General features: G+C 73.2%; 16 protein-coding genes and 1 tRNA gene. 11 read left to right on the forward strand and 6 right to left on the reverse strand.

What is annotated here, in order from left to right:
• Nucleotides 1-111 precede the first annotated feature (111 nt).
• The 3 genes from G5V58_RS04465 to G5V58_RS04475 are packed head-to-tail and all read left to right on the forward strand — an operon-like array spanning nt 112 to nt 1,929.
• Nucleotides 112-1,329 (forward strand): inorganic phosphate transporter, encoded by a 1,218-nt coding sequence (locus tag G5V58_RS04465; RefSeq protein WP_165229121.1) that lies wholly within the window; start codon nt 112-114, stop codon nt 1,327-1,329.
• Nucleotides 1,326-1,634 (forward strand): hypothetical protein, encoded by a 309-nt coding sequence (locus G5V58_RS04470; protein ID WP_165229123.1) that lies wholly within the window; start codon nt 1,326-1,328, stop codon nt 1,632-1,634. The genes G5V58_RS04465 and G5V58_RS04470 overlap by 4 nt, the downstream gene beginning before the upstream one ends.
• Nucleotides 1,635-1,641: 7 nt before the next feature.
• A complete protein-coding gene (locus tag G5V58_RS04475; protein WP_165229125.1) occupies nt 1,642-1,929 on the forward strand; it encodes a DUF3349 domain-containing protein in 288 nt (95 codons plus the stop codon).
• Here G5V58_RS04475 and G5V58_RS04480 read toward each other — a convergent pair.
• Together G5V58_RS04480 and G5V58_RS25575 are read right to left on the reverse strand one after the other, a co-directional pair.
• Nucleotides 1,898-3,181 (reverse strand): cation:proton antiporter, encoded by a 1,284-nt coding sequence (locus tag G5V58_RS04480; protein WP_165229127.1) that lies wholly within the window; start codon nt 3,179-3,181, stop codon nt 1,898-1,900. The two genes, G5V58_RS04475 and G5V58_RS04480, sit on opposite strands and share 32 nt — an antisense overlap.
• Nucleotides 3,178-4,056 carry a hypothetical protein gene (locus G5V58_RS25575; protein WP_196240559.1) on the reverse strand — a complete coding sequence of 293 codons (879 nt, stop codon included), beginning with the start codon at nt 4,054-4,056 and terminating at the stop codon, nt 3,178-3,180. The genes G5V58_RS04480 and G5V58_RS25575 overlap by 4 nt, the downstream gene beginning before the upstream one ends.
• Between G5V58_RS25575 and G5V58_RS04490 the strand changes: the two genes are divergently transcribed.
• On the forward strand, nt 4,055-4,681 hold the full coding sequence (locus tag G5V58_RS04490) for an endonuclease (protein WP_165229129.1): 627 nt from the start codon (nt 4,055-4,057) through the stop codon (nt 4,679-4,681). The genes G5V58_RS25575 and G5V58_RS04490 overlap by 2 nt on opposite strands.
• A gap of 1 nt (nt 4,682) precedes the next feature.
• Here the strand turns inward: G5V58_RS04490 and G5V58_RS04495 are convergent.
• Nucleotides 4,683-4,756, reverse strand: a tRNA-Arg gene (locus G5V58_RS04495).
• A gap of 62 nt (nt 4,757-4,818) precedes the next feature.
• Between G5V58_RS04495 and G5V58_RS04500 the strand changes: the two genes are divergently transcribed.
• Together G5V58_RS04500 and G5V58_RS04505 are read left to right on the forward strand one after the other, a co-directional pair.
• Entirely contained in the window at nt 4,819-5,235 is a 417-nt protein-coding gene (locus tag G5V58_RS04500) for a group I intron-associated PD-(D/E)XK endonuclease (RefSeq protein ID WP_165229131.1), read from the forward strand.
• A 246-nt stretch (nt 5,236-5,481) separates the two neighbouring features.
• Nucleotides 5,482-6,468 (forward strand): glycoside hydrolase family 6 protein, encoded by a 987-nt coding sequence (locus G5V58_RS04505; RefSeq protein ID WP_165229133.1) that lies wholly within the window; start codon nt 5,482-5,484, stop codon nt 6,466-6,468.
• Here the strand turns inward: G5V58_RS04505 and G5V58_RS04510 are convergent.
• Nucleotides 6,462-7,004 (reverse strand): hypothetical protein, encoded by a 543-nt coding sequence (locus G5V58_RS04510; protein WP_165229135.1) that lies wholly within the window; start codon nt 7,002-7,004, stop codon nt 6,462-6,464. The genes G5V58_RS04505 and G5V58_RS04510 overlap by 7 nt on opposite strands.
• Nucleotides 6,997-8,442, reverse strand: a complete 1,446-nt coding sequence (locus G5V58_RS04515; RefSeq protein ID WP_230487082.1) for an aminopeptidase P family protein — start codon at nt 8,440-8,442, stop codon at nt 6,997-6,999. The genes G5V58_RS04510 and G5V58_RS04515 overlap by 8 nt, the downstream gene beginning before the upstream one ends.
• A gap of 55 nt (nt 8,443-8,497) precedes the next feature.
• Between G5V58_RS04515 and G5V58_RS04520 the strand changes: the two genes are divergently transcribed.
• From G5V58_RS04520 to G5V58_RS04535, 4 genes are all read left to right on the forward strand, one after another.
• Nucleotides 8,498-9,622: a PrsW family intramembrane metalloprotease gene (locus G5V58_RS04520; RefSeq protein ID WP_230487083.1), complete on the forward strand. Its 1,125-nt coding sequence runs from the start codon at nt 8,498-8,500 to the stop codon at nt 9,620-9,622.
• Nucleotides 9,619-11,397 (forward strand): dynamin family protein, encoded by a 1,779-nt coding sequence (locus G5V58_RS04525; RefSeq protein WP_230487084.1) that lies wholly within the window; start codon nt 9,619-9,621, stop codon nt 11,395-11,397. Before G5V58_RS04520 ends, G5V58_RS04525 begins: the two co-directional genes overlap by 4 nt.
• Nucleotides 11,398-11,459: 62 nt before the next feature.
• Complete coding sequence (locus tag G5V58_RS04530; protein ID WP_165229139.1) at nt 11,460-13,136, forward strand: GTPase; 1,677 nt, start codon at nt 11,460-11,462, stop codon at nt 13,134-13,136.
• Between the two features lie 120 nt (nt 13,137-13,256).
• A complete protein-coding gene (locus G5V58_RS04535) occupies nt 13,257-14,273 on the forward strand; it encodes an LLM class flavin-dependent oxidoreductase (protein ID WP_230487085.1) in 1,017 nt (338 codons plus the stop codon).
• 183 nt (nt 14,274-14,456) lie between these two features.
• Here the strand turns inward: G5V58_RS04535 and G5V58_RS04540 are convergent, their stop codons facing one another.
• Entirely contained in the window at nt 14,457-14,930 is a 474-nt protein-coding gene (locus tag G5V58_RS04540) for a single-stranded DNA-binding protein (RefSeq protein WP_165229143.1), read from the reverse strand.
• Nucleotides 14,931-15,043: 113 nt separating this feature from the next.
• Between G5V58_RS04540 and ettA the strand changes: the two genes are divergently transcribed.
• Nucleotides 15,044-16,726: an energy-dependent translational throttle protein EttA gene (gene ettA, locus G5V58_RS04545; protein WP_165229145.1), complete on the forward strand. Its 1,683-nt coding sequence runs from the start codon at nt 15,044-15,046 to the stop codon at nt 16,724-16,726.
• Nucleotides 16,727-16,734 lie beyond the last annotated feature (8 nt).

The following is a 16,734-nucleotide window of genomic DNA, read 5'->3' on the forward strand; positions in this document are numbered from 1 at the left end:
GCGAGGAGCGCCACGCCCGAGATCCTCGCCTCCCACAACCGAGGTGAACAGTCGGCGAACACCGCTGCGGCGGGGTTTTTCGCGGGTCAGCGCGAGGCGCACAGTCAGGTCGTGACCGAAGCGACCTTGATCCTGGTCCTGGTGATCGGGACCGCGCTGGCCTTCGACTTCACCAACGGCTTCCACGACACCGGCAACGCGATGGCGACCTCGATCGCCACGGGGGCCCTGCGACCCAAGGTCGCGGTGGGGCTCTCGGCGGTGCTCAACCTGGTCGGCGCGTTCCTCTCCGTGGAGGTCGCGCTGACGGTGACGAACGCCGTGGTGAAGGTCCAGGACTCCAGCGGTGCCCCGATCCCGGAGCTGACCGACAACGGCGGCTACGCGCTGCTGCTCATCATCATGGCCGGGCTGGTGGGCGGGGTGCTCTGGAACCTGCTCACCTGGCTGATCGGCCTGCCGTCCTCGTCCTCGCACGCGCTGTTCGGCGGGCTCATCGGCGCGACCATCGCGGGGCTGGGGACCAGCGGCGTGAACTGGAACGGCGACGGCTCCAAGCTCGACGGCGTGATGGGGAAGGTCATCCTGCCGGCGCTGATGTCGCCGGTCATCGCGGGCGTCGTGGCCGCGGTCGGCACGTGGTTCATCTTCCGGATCACCGCCGGCGTCGCGCAGCGCTTCACCGAGAACGGCTTCCGCTGGGGCCAGATCGGCAGCGCCTCGCTGGTCTCGCTGGCCCACGGCACCAACGACGCGCAGAAGACGATGGGCGTCATCACCTTGGCCCTCATCGCGAGCGGGCACTGGAGCGACACCTCCAACGTGCCGTTCTGGGTCAAGCTGGCCTGCGCGCTGGCCATCGCGACGGGCACCTACATCGGCGGCTGGCGCATCATCCGCACGCTCGGCAAGGGCCTGGTCGAGATCACGTCGCCGCAGGGCATGGCCGCCGAGTCGGCGTCGGCGGCGGTCATCCTGGCCTCCTCCCACCTCGGCTTCGCGCTCTCCACGACGCACGTGGCGACGGGCTCGATCCTCGGCTCGGGCGTCGGCAAGCCCGGCGCGCAGGTGCGCTGGGGCATCGCGGGCCGCATGGTCCTGGCCTGGCTGATCACCCTGCCCGCGGCGGGCCTGGTCGGGGCGGTGATGTGGTACGTCGGCGACGCGCTCGGCGGGTACGCCGGGCCGGTGGTCGTCTTCGCGGTGCTGGCCGCGCTCGCGGCGTACATGTTCGTGCGCTCGCAACGCCAGCCGGTGCACCCGGGCAACGTCAACGACGAGTGGTCCGGTACGCCGGCCAGCTCGGTCAAGCAGGAGGTGGCGGCGTGAGCGACAACCTGGGCTTCGCCCTCGAGGGCGCGTGGAAGGTCCTGTTGGTCGGCTTGGTCCTCGGCGCCGGGCTGCCGGCGGTGTTCGCCGCCGGGGTGCGGTCGCTGGCGTGGGGGACCGGGGGCAGCGCCGAGGTGGTCGCCGACCAGCCGGCGCACCCGGTCGGTCGCGCCGTGGCGGTGCTGTGCTTCGCCGTGGTCCTGGCGGGCATCGCGCTCGGACTGACGATCATCATCGCGGCCGGGCAGGGCAAGGTGGTCTCCTTCGACCACGTCTACCCGACCATCGTCGACAAGCCGAAGTGAGGTCCTGATGGCGCTCAACACCCGACTCGCCGGGATCCTGGACTGGCTGCGCGAGGGCTACCCCGCCGGCGTACCGCCCAAGGACTACATCCCCCTCCTCGCCCTGCTGCGGCGGCGGCTGACCGAGGAGGAGGTGCGTGAGGTCGCGCACGAGATCGCCACCACCGAGGACGGCGACGCCGCCGAGATCGGCGTGCAGATCACCAAGCTCACCGACGCGCTGCCGGACCCGGAGGACATCACGCGGGTGGAGCAGCGGCTGGTCAGCCACCACGGCTGGCCGCTCGACGACTGACGTCCAGCCGCTGCATGACCGGCGTGGCCAGCACGCCGTGCAGCAGCACACTGGCGACGATCGTGAACGACACGGTCGACCACAGCCAGTCCTGGGCCAGGACGCTGTCCTCCTTGCTGGCGTAGGCCAGGTAGTACAGCGAGCCGATCCCGCGGACCCCGAAGAACGCGATGGCTCCGCGGTCGCCGGCGGTCATCACGTGCCGGCAGGGGAGCAGGGCCAGCCAGCCGGTCAGCGGCCGGACGACGAGCAGCACCGCGAGGGTGATCACGACCCCCCGCCAGTCCAGCGCGGAGAGCAGCCCGCGGGTCACCGCGATGCCCAGCACCAGCAGCACGAACAGGGTCAGCATCCGCTCCAGCCGCTCGGCGACGTCGTGCATCGCCGCGTGGTAGTCGTGGCTGCGCTCGGCCGAGCGGAACGTCATCGCGCACGCGAACACCGACAGGAAGCCGTAGCCGCCCACCACCTCGCCGGCGCCGTACGACGCCACGAGGGCGGCCAGCGCCAGGAGCGACTCGCCGCGCTCGGCGACCCGCAACGCGTCGCTGCGCGAGCGGAAGGCGACGTAGGACAGCACCCGGCCGACCACGATGCCGACCGCGACGCCCACGACCACCTTGCCGACGGCGTACCACGCGATCCACTCGAGACCCCAGTGGCTGACCGCGCCCTCGGTGGCCAGCAGGATCGCGGCGTAGACGAAGGGGAAGGACAGGCCGTCGTTGAGCCCGGCCTCCGACGTGAGCGTGAACCGCACCTCGTCGGTCTCGTCGACCTCGTGGTCGTCGCCGGTCTGCGGGCCGGCCACCTGGACGTCGGAGGCCAGCACGGGGTCCGTCGGCGCCAGCACGGCGCCGAGCAGCAGCGCGGCCGGCGCGGCCAGCCCGGCCCACCAGCCCAGCAGGGCGGTGGCCGCGATGCTGACCGGCATCGCGACGCCCAGCAGCAGCCAGGTCGCGGTCCAGCGGTGCCAGCTCTCCCGCTTGCGCAGGCTCAGCGGGCGGTCGAGCGCGAGGCCGACACCCATGAGCGCGACCAGCACGACCAACTCGGTGACGTGCTCGATCGCGGCGCGGTTGTGCTGCGGGTCCAGGGGGAGGTCGTCGGGGAGCGGAGTCAGCCCGATGAGCATCCCCACGGCGACGAGCACCATCGGCGCCGAGATCGCCCACCGGTGCAGCAGGTCCGGCAGGACGACGGCGAGCAGCAGGCTCGCCCCGGCGACGAGGTAGACGAGGTCGGCGGTCACCTGCGCTGTCGTACCGCCACTGCGACGAGGCCCAGCGCCACGCCGTCCTCGGCCAGGGCCGCCTGCCAGGTCCAGCCGCGCTGCTGCGCCGCCTCGCGCCAGGCCGCACCCGCGATGGTGCCGACGCCCGCCCCCAGGGCGCCGAACGCCGCCGGCAGCCACGGGCTGCTCCCGCTGCGCCGGGCCAGTGCGGCCGCCCCGACCGCCCCGCTGGCCAGACGACCCGCCTGGCTCCCCGGCTGCAGCCGGCTCGGGGCCTGCGGCAGCTTGTCGGCCAGCAGCTCGCCGAGGCTCAGCGCGGCCGTGGCCTTGGTGCCCCACCCCGCCGCCCGGCTGAAGGCCACCGCGCCCAGGCTGGCCCGCGCCCCGGCGGCCACGCCGAGGGCCGTGCTCCGCCAGAGCAGGCCCTTCTCGCGCTCGGCCGTCGCCACCGGCACCCGGCTCACCGTGTAGTGCACACCCGCGCCGAAGGCCAGGTGCGGCAGCGCGTCGCGCACCCAGTCCTGGGCCGACCACGTCCGCGGGTCGCTCACACCGGCGCGGGCCATCGGCAGGTCGGTGGCCGCCATGGCCGCGGCCGCGGTGGCGCCGATGCTCAGCGGCGCGGGCAGCCTCACGCCTGCGCGCCGAGCCACGCTCGCGGCCACCCCGACGGCGAGGCCGGCGGCCAGTCCGCCCAGCTGGCCGTACGCCGCGAGCCGGCTGTCGTCGTCCGGCAGGTCCAGTCCCCGCGCCTGGGCCAGGCCCAGCACCGTGCGCCCCGGAGCGTCACTGGCCGGCCGCCCGGTGAGCAGCAGGTCGGCGTACGTCGCCGCGTCCAGCAGCGCGGTGCCGACCGCGCCGGCGGCCAGGCCGCGGGTGAGGGTGGAGGTCATGACCTGCGGGGTACCCGCTGGCGTGGCCACCCACCAGGACATCGCGGACCGCGTCCTGCGCGAGCACGGCACGACGTACGCCGAGGACGCCGGCATCACACTGCGCGACGAGCCCGCGCCGCTCTACCAGCTCCTCGTCCTCACCACCCTGGCCAGCACCCGCATCTCCGCCGACCTCGCCGTCGCCGCCGCCCGCGAGCTGTTCTACGCCGGCTGGCGCACCCCCGAGCGCCTGCTCGCCTCGACCTGGCGGCAGCGCGTCGACGCCCTCGGTCGCGCGCACTACAAGCGCTACGACGAGTCGACCGCCACCAAGCTGGAGGAGAGCGCCCGCCACCTGGAGGAGACCTACCGGGGTGACCTGCGCGCGCTCCGGCCCTCCTCGCCGGACGGCGCCGACGAGCTCGCCGACGCCATCGCGGACTTCCCCCGCATCGGCCCGGTCGGCGCGCGGATCTTCGTGCGCGAGGTCCAGGACGTGTGGGGGCTAGCGCCGTTCCTCGACGAGAAGGCCCTGGCCGCCGCCGGCGAGCTCGGGCTGCCGACCGACCCGCGCCGCCTGGCGGAGCTCGCGCCGCGAGGGCAGGTGGCGCGGCTGGCGGCGGCGGTGGTCAAGGCAGTCTGAGCACCCCCGGCAGGACTCGAACCTGCGGCACGTGAGGTAGAAGCTCACTGCTCTATCCAGCTGAGCTACGGGGGCCGGTCCACAGCACAGTATCCAGCAGCGCGTGTGGTGTCGGTGCGCCCGCCTAGCGTCCAGGCATGGCCGGCCACCACACCAAGGACAAGGGCGACCTCGGCGTGGCCAAGGCGTTCGCCGACCTGGTGAGCCAGGGCTGCACCGTGTTGTTCCCGGCCACCGAGCACGCCCCGTTCGACCTGGTCGCCTACCGGAGAGGACGCTTCAGCCGGGTGCAGGTCAAGTTCCGCACGGCGAGCCGCGGCGGCGTCACCGTCCGGTTCCGCTCGGTGTGGAACGACCGGCAGGGGACCCATGCGGTGCCGGTCGACAAGTCTGAGGTGGACCTCCTCTGCATCTACTGCCCCGACACGGACGAGTGCTACTACGTGCGGCCCTGGGAGCACCGGGCCTCGGTGACGCTGCGGATCAGGCCACCGAGCAACGGTCAGCAGAGCGGCGTGCTGGTGGCCAGCCGGTTCCGGGGTGTCCCGGGGTGAGCGGGTGGGCGTACGCGCAGCGATTCCGGTCAGGTCTGTCCGAAAGGACGAATCGGCGCGGTTCCCCGGCGTGGCGGCTGGCGGCGGTGGTCCGCTTCTGCCATGGGAAGTGGACCCACGCTGCGTTCGGCGGCGCTGCGGTGGTCGGCCGGCGGGCTGACGGCGGCGGCGCTGGTGTGCGCACTCGCGGCGGGTTCGGCTCCAGCGGTCGGCTCGGACGCACCTGCGGCGCAGCGTGGGGTGCAGGTGGTCCGGACCCCGGTGGAGACGAACCCGCTGGCGGGGCGGACCTGGGGCGTCTACAAGGGCGCCGGCGACCAGGCGTGGACGCCGTACCTCACCGCGCGCGGCAAGAAGAAGACGCTGCTGGCCAAGATCGCGCTCGCGCCCAAGGCCAAGTGGTACGGCCAGTGGATCCCGGCCGGCAAGATCGCCGGGGTGGTGCGCTCCCACATCGCCAACGCGCAGGCGGGCGACCCCGAGGCGCTGGTGCAGATGACCGTCTTCCGGCTCAAGCCGTGGGAGGGCGACGCGTGCAAGCGGCTGCCCACGCGCAAGGAGCAGAAGGACTACACGAGGTGGATCGACGGCTTCGCGGCCGGCATCGGCACGGCGCACGTCGCGCTGGTGCTGCAGCCGGACGGGCCGTTCGCGCTGTGCGCACCCGGTGGCTCGCAGCTGCCGTCCCAGCTGGTGGGGTACGCCTCGCACGTGTTCAGCGCGCTGCCGAACGTCAGCGTCTACATCGACGCCGGCGCCTCGGACTGGCTGCGGGACGACCCGGCCAAGGCGCTGCAGATCCTGCTGCCGGCGGGCATCGACACCGCCCGCGGGTTCGCGCTCAACTCCACGCACTACGCCTCGACGTCGGCCGAGGTCGCGTTCGGGACCTCGGTCGTGCAGGCGCTGGCGGCGGCGGGCTACCCCGACAAGCACTTCGTGGTGAACACCGCGGCCAACGGGGCGCCGTTCAACGGCTACGACTACAAGGGCCCCAACTACGACAACGCCGAGACCTGCAAGGTCCGGGGCCAGGCGGCGTGCGTGACGCTCGGCATCCCGCCGACCTACGACGTGGCCAACCCGGCCTGGGGACTGTCGCCGACCGACGCGGCCAACGCGGCGGCGTACGCCGACGGCTACCTCTGGATCGGCCGGCCGTGGCTCTACATGCAGGCCGACCCGTTCGACCTCAAGCGGGCGCTCGCGGTCGCGAAGACCTCGCCCTACTGAGCCGTCTCGCCGGCCTCCACCTGCCGGGCGTGCGCCTCGAGCACGCCGCGCTGCTGGAACGCGCCGAGGACGGTGTTGGTCAGGCACAGGGCGAGCATGGCGACGCAGAGCACCCAGAACACCCAGGTGGCCCACTCGTAGCCCTCGACCAGCTCGTGGGTCTCCTTGATCGCGATGAAGAACGCGCCGCCGCCGACCAGCAGCCAGCCGCGCGCCTTGCTCATGAACGACGCGAGCGCCTCGAAGTCCTCGTGCGGCAGCCGCATCCAGACCTCGCGCTGCCAGCGCTCCTTGCGCCGGTGGCCGAGGTAGAGCCGCAGCGGCGGGACCAGCCACCACCACGCCGAGGTCCGCGGCGGCGGCCCGGCCGCGTCGAAGGCCGGGACGTACCGCTCACGCTCGAGCTCCTCCTCGCCGAGCTCGACCCGGGCCTGGTGGAGCGGGCCGGCCACGAGCAGCCAGGCGCCCAGGAAGCCGGCCCAGAGGACCAGCTGCTCGAGGGCCTCGAGGTGGTGCTCGACCCCGCCTTCAGCCACCGAGGTGGCGACCCATCCACTCCTCGACGTCCGCCGAGGTGCGCGGCAGCGACGCGGAGAGGTTCACCGGGCCGTCGGCGGTGACGACGATGTCGTCCTCGATGCGGATGCCGATGCCGCGCAGCTCCTCGGGGACCAGCAGGTCGTCCTCCTGGAAGTACAGCCCCGGCTCGACGGTGAGCACCATCCCGACCTCGAGGTCGCCCTTGGGGTAGATGTCCGGCGAGGTGCCGGCGCAGTCGTGCACGTCCATGCCCAGCATGTGGCTGGTGCCGTGCAGCGTCCAGCGCGCGTAGACCTTGGAGTCGGGGTCGAGCGCCTCCTCGGCCGAGCAGGGGAGCAGGTCGAGCCCCTCGAGCCCGTGCGCGAGCACGCCCATGGCGGTGTTGTGGGCGGCCAGGAACGGCGCGCCGGCCACGCTGGCCTCGATGCCGCGCTGCTGGGCCGTGAAGACGAGGTCGTAGAGCTCGCGCTGCAACGGCGTGAAGGTGCCGTCGACCGGCAGGGTGCGGGTGACGTCGGCGGTGTAGAGGTTGTGGCCCTCGACGCCCATGTCGAGCAGCACCAGCTCGCCGGGCGCGATCGGACCGCTGTTGTCGATCCAGTGCAGCGTGGTCGCGTGCCGACCCCCGCCCACGATGGGGTCGTAGCCGACCGCGTTCCCCATCACCCGCGCCCGGCGGTTGAAGGTGCCCTCGATCCAGCGCTCGCCGTACTCCAGGACCTGGCGCCACTCGCGCACGCAGTCCTCGAAGCCGAGCGTGGTCGCGTCACACGCCGCCTGGAGCTCGGCGATCTCCCAGTCGTCCTTGAGCAGTCGCAGCTCGCCGACCACGCGGAACAGGTCGGCGTCCAGGGCAGTGTCGGCCGCGACCATCCGGTCGACCGAGGGCGAGATGCCGCGCAGCACCCGCGTCTTGGGGCCCGAGCGCGAGGTCAGCGAGTCCTGGAGCTGGTCGATGTGGCGGGTCTCGATGCCGAGGGAGTCCGAGATCTCCCTGAGCGAGGGTCGGCGGCCGACCCACAGCTCGCCGTACTGCCGGTCGCGGAAGAACTCGTCGGTCTCGCGCGAGGAGCGGGGCCGCGCGTAGAGCACGGCGTCGCCGTCCTCGACCACGAGCGCGGCGTCGCTGGTCAGGTTGCCGGAGAAGTAGGCGTGCGCGGTGTCGGGCCGGAAGACGTAGTCGGTGTCGTTGGCGCGGACCTTGAAGGTGCCGGACGGGAGCACGAGGCGCTCGCCCGGGAAGGACGCGGCCAGCCTCGCGCGCCGCGCGGCGGCCCGGTCGGCGACCGGGTGGCGGGGCAGGTCCAGCTCGCGGTCGCCCCAGCCGGTCCGCATGAACGCGGCGTACGCCTCGGGGACGGCAGGGTCGTGCTGCTCGGTCTTGGGCTCACTCGAGTGGTCGACCGGTGGGGGCGTCATCTCCTGCTCGCTCACCCGCGCCACTGTACGCCGGGCGGGTGCGCCCGAGCCGGGACCTAGACTCCCGTCCGTGGCCAAGGGACCGCGCCGGGACAGCCGTGCGTTCACGATCATCGTGAGCGTGCTCGTGTGCCTGGGCGCGCTCCCGATGCTGCTCATCATCGCCCTCTCGAGCGCCCCGGGGATCGCGGTGCTGGCCACGGTGCTGGCCGCCGTGCCCGTGGTCCCGCTGGTGCTCTGCTACCTGTGGCTGGACCGCTACGAGCCGGAGCCGCGGCGCCTGCTGCTGCTCGGGCTGCTGTGGGGCGCGTTCGCCGCGACCTTCGGCGCCCTGGTCGTCCAGGGCATCGGCGGGCTGTTCGCCGGCGTGACCGACGAGGTCAGCCTGGCCCTGATCGCGCCCGTCACCGAGGAGTTCAGCAAGGGGCTGTTCCTGATCCTGCTGCTGTGGTGGCGCCGGGCCGAGCTGGACGGCGTGCTGGACGGGATCGTCTACGCCGGCATGGTCGGGATCGGATTCGCCTTCACCGAGAACATCCTCTACCTCGGCGCGGCGTACAACGGGACCGACGGCTCCGCGCCCGGCGGCCTGGCCGGCGTGACCGGCACCTTCGTGGTGCGCTGCCTGTTCAGCCCGTTCGCGCACCCGCTCTTCACGGCCTTCACCGGCATCGGTGTGGGGATCGCGGTCACCACCCGCAACCCCGCGCTGCGGTGGCTGGCGCCGCTGGGCGGGTACTGCTGCGCGGTGCTCGCCCACGCGACGTGGAACGGCTCCACGATCTTCGGCTTCCAGGGCTTCGTGGGCGCCTACTTCCTCATCATGGTCCCGGCCTTCGCCGGGCTGATCTGGCTCGGGGTCTGGTCGCGCCGCTCGGAGCGGAGGATGCTGACCGCAGCGCTCGGGGACGCCGCCCAGCGGGGCCTGTTCCCGGCGACCGACATCGGTTGGGTGGTCGACCTCCGAGCCCGGCGGGCCGCCCGGGCCTACGCCAAGCAGATCGGCGGCAAGGCGGGGGAGGAGCAGATGCGCGACTACCAGCAGGCCGCGATCGAGCTCGGCTTCCTGCACCACCGCTACCTGCGCGGGACGGCGCCGCGCGACTACGCCGCGCGCGGCCAGGACTTCCTCGCGCTCATCAACTCCATCCGCCCCGCCATCGCCTTCCCCGGACAGGTGGTGCCGACGCGATGACGACCGTCCCGGATCCCGCGAACCCCTTCAACCTGGCCACCGGCGCCGGCGCGCCGACGGCCGGCTCCTACGGCACGGTGATGCTCACCGCGCTGGTCCGGCTGCACCACGCGCTGCAGACCGTGCGGCTCCCGCTCGACCTGCCCGGCACCGCCGAGCTGCGCTCCGGGCTGACCGAGATGGTCGACCAGCTCGAGGACTACGTCATCCCGCGCGTGACCACGCTCGAGGCGCCGCTGCTCACCGTCGTCGGTGGCTCCACCGGCGCCGGCAAGTCGACCCTGGTCAACTCCCTCGTCGGGCGCCGGGTCACCGAGCCCGGGCTGCTGCGCCCCACCACCCGCTCCCCGGTGCTGGTGCACCACCCCGAGGACGCGTCGTGGTTCGGCGCGGACCGGCTGCTGCCCGACCTGGAGCGGGTCGACCACATGACCACCGACCCCGCGGCGCTGCAGCTGGTCGCCGACCCCGCCGTACCCCGCGGCCTGGCCGTCCTCGACGCCCCCGACGTGGACTCGGTCGTCGAGGAGAACCGCGAGCTCGCCGCCCAGCTGCTGGCCGCCGGCGACCTGTGGCTGTTCGTCACCTCGGCCGCGCGGTACGCCGACCAGGTGCCCTGGGAGTTCCTGCGCCAGGCCGCCGAGCGCTCCACGGCGGTCGCCGTCGTCCTCGACCGCACGCCCGAGGACGCCGTGCAGACCGTGGCCACCCACCTGGCCCGGATGCTGGCCAGCCGCGGGCTCAAGGACTCCCCGCTCTTCATCGTCCACGAGGGGCCGGTCAGCGAGGACGGCCTGCTGCCCGCCGACCACGTGGCCGACATCAAGACCTGGCTGGAGTCGCTGGCCGGCGACACCGCCGCGCGTCAGCAGGTCGTGGTGCAGACCCTCGACGGCGCGGTGCGGACCCTGACCCGTCGCACCTACCCCATCGCCGACGCCGCCGCCGAGCAGGTCGCCGCGGCCGTGCGGCTGCGTGAGGACGCCACGTCGGCGTACGACGAGGGCGTGCGCGGCGTCCTGGCCGGCATCGCCGACGGCACCCTGCTGCGTGGCGAGGTGCTGGCCCGCTGGCAGGAGTTCGTCGGCACCGGCGAGCTGCTCAAGGGCCTCGAGAGCCGGGTCGGCCGGATCCGCGACCGGCTGATGAACACCGTCAAGGGCAAGCCCGCCCAGGCCGAGCGGATCACCGTCGCCGTCGAGTCCGGCCTGGAGATGCTCATCCTCGAGCACGCCGAGGCCGCCGCCGAGCGCGCCGAGGCGTCCTGGCGCCAGCTCGCCTCCGGCCTCGGGCTGCTCGCCGACGGCGGCTCCGAGCTCGGCCGCGCCTCCCGCGAGCTGCGCCGCAACGCCGAGCGCTCCGTGCGCGAGTGGCAGCAGGACGTCCTGGACATGGTCCGCACCCAGGGGCAGGACAAGCGGACCACCGCGCGGTTCCTGGCCTTCGGCGTCAACGGGCTGTCCGTCGCGCTCATGGTCGTCGTCTTCTCCTACTCCTACGGCCTCACCGGCGCCGAGGTCGGCATCGCCGGCGGGTCCGCCGTCCTCGGCCAGAAGCTGCTCGAGGCCGTCTTCGGCGACCAGGCCGTGCGCAGCCTGGCCGAGCGGGCCCGCAAGGCCCTCGAGGTGCGGGTCCGCGAGCTGTTCGCGGCCGAGCTCGCGCGCTACACCGCGCTCGTCGACAGCCTGGACCTCGACGCCGACGCCCCCGAGCAGCTGCGACGCGCCTCGCGTCGCGTGGAGGACGCGAGGTACGCGGGGCAGCGCGGCTCGTGAGCAGCCACTAGGTTGGGACCACCCCACCCGCCACCTGTCCACACCGCACATCGAGGGAGACGATGACGTCGTTGCTCGAGGGCGCCCGCCGGCTCGTCACGCGCGGGTCCGACCTGGGCGGGCGCATCGAGGCGCTGGAGTCCGCGGTCTCCGCGGCCCGGGGCCGGCTGCCCGACGACGTGGTCGACGACGCTGCCGGGGTCGTGGACCGGGCGGGCTCACGGCTCCGGCTGTCCGCCGACCACACCGTGGTCGCCATCGCCGGCGCCACCGGCTCGGGCAAGTCCTCGACCTTCAACGCGCTCACCGGACTCGAGCTCTCCGCGGTCGGCGTACGCCGCCCCACCACCTCGTGGGCCACCGCCTGCGTGTGGGGGAGCGAGGGCGCGCAGGAGCTGCTCGAGTGGCTCGGGATCCCGCCGCGCCACCAGACTACCCGCGACTCGATGCTCGACTCCTCCGGGTCCCTCTCGCCGGCCACGCGCCGCGAGGACCGCGCCATGGAGGGCGTGGTCCTGCTCGACCTGCCCGACCACGACTCCACCGAGGTCGCCCACCACCTCGAGGTCGACCGCATCGTCAAGCTGGCCGACCTGCTGGTGTGGGTGCTGGACCCGCAGAAGTACGCCGACGCCGCCATCCACGACCGCTACCTCGCGCCCCAGGCCTCGCACGCCGGCGTCATGGTCGTCGTGCTCAACCACATCGACACCGTGCCCGAGGACCGCCGCGCCTCGATGCTGGCCGACGTGCGCCGCCTGCTCGACGCCGACGGCCTGTCCGACGTGCCCGTGATCGCCACCAGCGCCCGCCACGGCGACGGCATCGCCGAGCTCCGCGCCGAGATCGCGCGCCGCGTGGCCGACAAGAAGGCGACCCGCGCCCGCATCGAGGCCGACGTCCGCGGCGTCGCCACCCGCCTCTCCGAGGCCTGCGGTCCCGGTCGCCCCCGCTCCCTCGCCGCCGGCCGCGTGCAGGCCCTCGACGAGGCGCTGGCCGACTCGGCCGGCGTACCGACCGTGGTCGAGGCCATCGAGCGCTCCACCCGGATGCGCGCCCGCGCCGCCACGGGCTGGCCGGTCGTCTCCTGGCTGTCGCGCCTGCGCCCCGACCCGCTGCGCCGCCTGCACCTCGACCTCGGCGCCGACGGCCGCCTGCTGACCGGTCGTGCGCGCACCTCGATCCCCACCGCCACGCCGGTCCAGCGCGCCAAGGTCGACACCGAGGTCCGCGCCCTGGCCGACGACGTCTCCGCCGGCATGACCCGCCCGTGGGCCGACGCCGTGCGCCGCGCCTCCCTCGCCCAGGTCGACGACATGGGCGACCAGCTCGACGCCGCCGTCAGCGGCACCGACCTCGGCGTCTCCACGGTGCCCTCCTGGGCCGGCCTGGTCCGCGTCGTGCAGTGGTTGCTGATCCTGGCCGTGCTCGTCGGCGGCGCCTGGACCGTCGCCCTCGCGGCCTCCGGTGGCCTCGGCTCCTCCTCCGTCCCGTCGGTGTCCGGCATCGACCTGCCGCTGCTGCTGCTCATCGGTGGCGTGGTGCTCGGCATCCTCCTGGCGCTGGTGTGCGGACCGCTGGTCGACCTCACCGCCCGCCGCCGTGCCGCCGCCGCGGACCGACGACTGCGCGAGGCGGTCAGCCAGGTGTCGTCCGCGCTGGTGGTCGCGCCGGTCGAGCAGGAGCTCGACGCCTTCCGGGCCGTGCGCAACGGCCTGGACCAGGTGCTCGCGACCTAGCGGCCACTGCCTCCTCACCGCGCCCCCGCCGGTCGACGGGCGGTGCGGAATGAGCGCGCAGCCGCGGGTGTTGGCCCGGCACTCTCACCACCAGCCTCGGAGGTCGCCTTGCACGTCGGCGTGGACAGCTTCGTCTCGCGGGTCACCGACCCGTCGACCGGTCATGTCGTCGGCCCCGCCGAGCGGATGGCCCACCTGCTCGAGGAGATCGAGCTCGCCGACCGGTCCGGGCTCTACTCGTTCGGCATCGGCGAGCACCACCGTGAGGAGTACTACGACTCCGCGCCCCCCGTGATCCTCGCGGCGGCCGCCGCGCGCACGACGTCCATCCGGCTCGGCAGCGCGGTGGCGGTGCTGAGCGCGGCCGACCCGGTGCGGCTCTTCCAGCAGTTCGCGACGCTCGACCTGATCTCGGGCGGCCGGACCGACCTGGTGGTCGGGCGCGGCTCCTTCGTCGAGTCCTTCCCGCTGTTCGGCCTCGACCTGGCGGACTACGACTCGTTGTTCGCCGAGAAGCTCGACCTGCTGCTCCAGATCCGCGAGGCACCGCACGTGACCTGGTCCGGGAAGCACCGCCCTCCCCTCACGGGCCAGGGCGTCTACCCGCGACCGGTGCAGGAGCGGCTGCCGATCTGGGTCGGCGTCGGCGGTACGCCGGAGTCCTTCGTGCGCGCCGGCGTGCTGGGCCTGCCGCTGATGGTCGCGATCATCGGCGGCGAGCCGCGACGCTTCGGGCCGCTGGTCGAGCTCTACCGCCGCGCCGGTGCAGAGGCCGGTCACGCACCCGCGGACCTGCAGGTCGGGCTGCACGTCTTCGGCTACGTCGGGGAGAGCCGTCGCCACGCCGCGGACACGATCTACCCGGGCTGGCACGAGATGTTCACCTCGGTCGCCCGCGAGCGGGGCTTCCCGCCGCCCAACCGCGCGCAGTTCGACGCCACGAGCGGACCGGACGGCGCCTTCTTCCTCGGCGACCCCGACCAGATCGTGACCAAGCTCGGGCGCGTGGCCGAGCAGCTCGGCGGCGTCGACCGGGTCTCGCTGCAGATGACCAACCCGCGCCTGGCCCACGACGACCTGCTGCGCGGCATCGAGCTGCTCGGCACCGAGGTCGCCCCGCGGGTAGCCGACCTCTAGCCGGGCGCCGGGGGTCGAGCCCGCGCGGCGTCCCGCGCGCGGCCCGCGTCCCGTCACCGGTCCAGCCCGCCGCCGCCCGGACCGTGCGCAGCGGTCCGGGTGACGCCGGGCGACCGGCCCGGGGCGCCCGTGCGGCGGGCGTGGGTGCGCTGGGCGCGACCCCGGCCGGCTCGTGGGGTCGGCTCAGGCGGCGGCTCCCTGGGGCACCACCTCCTCCTCCGCGGAGGCCGCGCCGGCGGCCGCCGGGTCGGGAGCCAGGGCCGGGCCGGGACCGGTCCTGGCGAAGGTGCCGGTGCCGCGGTTGAGGTCGTGGCCGACGAAGGTGGCGTCGACCTCCAACGTGGTGCCGGAGCCTTGGGCGTTGGACCACTCGCGCCCGGTGAGGCGACCGTGCACGACCACGGGGTCGCCCTTGTGCAGCGACGCGGCGCAGTTGCGGGCCAGGGCGCGCCAGGCCGTGACGGTGTACCAGGTGGTGTCGCCGTCCACCCAGGCGCCGGTGGTGCGGTCGGGCCAGCGGGGCGTGGTGCCGACGCGGAAGCTGGCGACCGCGCCCTTGGCGGTGTCGTGGAAGCGGACGTCGCCTCCGAGGTTGCCCTGGAGGGTCACGTGGGTCTCGTTCATGCGGTCTCCGTCGAGGAAGGGGTCAGTGCGCACGACGGTGCCTCATCGAGCCGACCCGACGCAGGCCCGCCGACGCCACCTGTGGAGGACGGGCCCGGAGCACGCGATTGTGGAAGGTTCGTGGCCCGCAACTAGGCTCGTGGACCATGGCGGAGTATGTGTTCACCCTGCGCAACGTGCGCAAGGCCCACGGTGACAAGGTCGTCCTCGACAACGTCACCTTGTCGTTCCTGCACGGCGCGAAGATCGGCGTCGTCGGACCCAACGGCACGGGCAAGTCGACGCTGCTCAAGATCATGGCCGGCCTCGAGCACGCCAACAACGGCGACGCCATCAAGGACCCGGACGCGACCGTCGGGATGCTCCAGCAGGAGCCGCCCCTGACCGAGGGCAAGACCGTCCTGGAGAACGTCCAGGAGGCCGTCGGCGACATCATGGCCAAGATGCAGCGCTTCAACGAGGTCTCCGAGGCGATGGGCGACCCCGACGCCGACTTCGACGCGCTGATGGCCGAGATGGGCGACCTGCAGACCGACCTGGACAACGCCAACGCCTGGGAGCTCGACAGCCGGCTCGACCAGGCCATGGACGCCCTGCGCTGCCCGCCGCCGGACGCCATCGTCGACACCCTCTCCGGTGGTGAGCGCCGCCGCGTCGCGCTGTGCAAGCTGCTGCTCCAGCAGCCGGACCTGCTGCTCCTCGACGAGCCCACCAACCACCTCGACGCCGAGTCGGTGCAGTGGCTCGAGGGTCACCTCAAGTCCTACCCGGGCGCCGTCCTGGCCATCACCCACGACCGCTACTTCCTCGACAACGTGGCCGAGTGGATCCTCGAGCTCGACCGCGGCAAGACGCACCCCTACGAGGGCAACTACTCGACGTACCTCGAGACCAAGAAGGAACGGCTCAAGATCGAGGGGCAGAAGGACGCCAAGCGCGCCAAGATGCTCGAGAAGGAGCTGGAGTGGGTCCGGTCCAACGCCAAGGCCCGCCAGACCAAGAGCAAGTCGCGGCTCGCGCGCTACGAGGAGATGGCCGCAGCGGCCGACCGCGACCGCAAGATCGACACCTCCGAGATCAACATCCCGGCCGGCCCGCGTCTGGGTGACATCGTCCTCGAGGCCAACGGCCTGACCAAGGGCTTCGACGACCGGCTGCTCATGCACGACCTGTCGTTCTCGCTCCCGCGCGCCGGCATCGTCGGCGTCATCGGCCCCAACGGCGTCGGCAAGACCACGCTGTTCCGGATGATCACCGGCGACGAGAAGCCCGACGCCGGCACGCTGACCGTCGGCCAGACCGTCAAGCTGTCGTACGTCGACCAGAGCCGCGGCGGCATCGACCCGCAGAAGAACGTCTGGGAGGTCGTCAGCGACGGCCTGGACTTCATCAAGGTCGCGAACTTCGAGATGAACTCCCGCGCGTACGTCGCGTCGTTCGGCTTCAAGGGCCCCGACCAGCAGAAGAAGGCCGGCGTCCTCTCCGGCGGTGAGCGCAACCGGCTGAACCTCGCGCTCACGCTCAAGATGGGCGGCAACCTGCTGCTGCTCGACGAGCCGACCAACGACCTGGACGTGGAGACCCTCTCCAGCCTCGAGGACGCGCTGCTCGACTTCCCCGGCTGCGCCGTGGTCACCTCCCACGACCGGTGGTTCCTGGACCGCATCGCCACCCACATCCTCGCGTGGGAGGGCGACGCGGAGGACCCGGCGAAGTGGTTCTGGTTCGAGGGCAACTTCGCGGCGTACGAGGAGAACAAGGTCGAGCGCCTCGGCGTCGAGGCGGCCCGCCCGCACCGCGTCACCCACCGCCGCCTGACCCGCGACTGACCGCGCGG

The organism is Nocardioides anomalus, assembly GCF_011046535.1.
Lineage (GTDB): Bacteria > Actinomycetota > Actinomycetes > Propionibacteriales > Nocardioidaceae > Nocardioides > Nocardioides anomalus.

Excerpts from the sequence above, each read along its gene's own strand:
- G5V58_RS04475 (WP_165229125.1), top strand. The coding sequence starts at position 1,642 with ATGGCGCTCAACACCCGACTCGCCGGGATCCTGGACTGGCTGCGCGAG.
- G5V58_RS04490 (WP_165229129.1), top strand. The coding sequence starts at position 4,055 with ATGACCTGCGGGGTACCCGCTGGCGTGGCCACCCACCAGGACATCGCG.
- G5V58_RS25575 (WP_196240559.1), bottom strand. The coding sequence starts at position 4,056 with ATGACCTCCACCCTCACCCGCGGCCTGGCCGCCGGCGCGGTCGGCACC.
- G5V58_RS04500 (WP_165229131.1), top strand. The coding sequence starts at position 4,819 with ATGGCCGGCCACCACACCAAGGACAAGGGCGACCTCGGCGTGGCCAAG.
- G5V58_RS04525 (WP_230487084.1), top strand. The coding sequence starts at position 9,619 with ATGACGACCGTCCCGGATCCCGCGAACCCCTTCAACCTGGCCACCGGC.
- G5V58_RS04530 (WP_165229139.1), top strand. The coding sequence starts at position 11,460 with ATGACGTCGTTGCTCGAGGGCGCCCGCCGGCTCGTCACGCGCGGGTCC.
- ettA (WP_165229145.1), top strand. The coding sequence starts at position 15,044 with ATGGCGGAGTATGTGTTCACCCTGCGCAACGTGCGCAAGGCCCACGGT.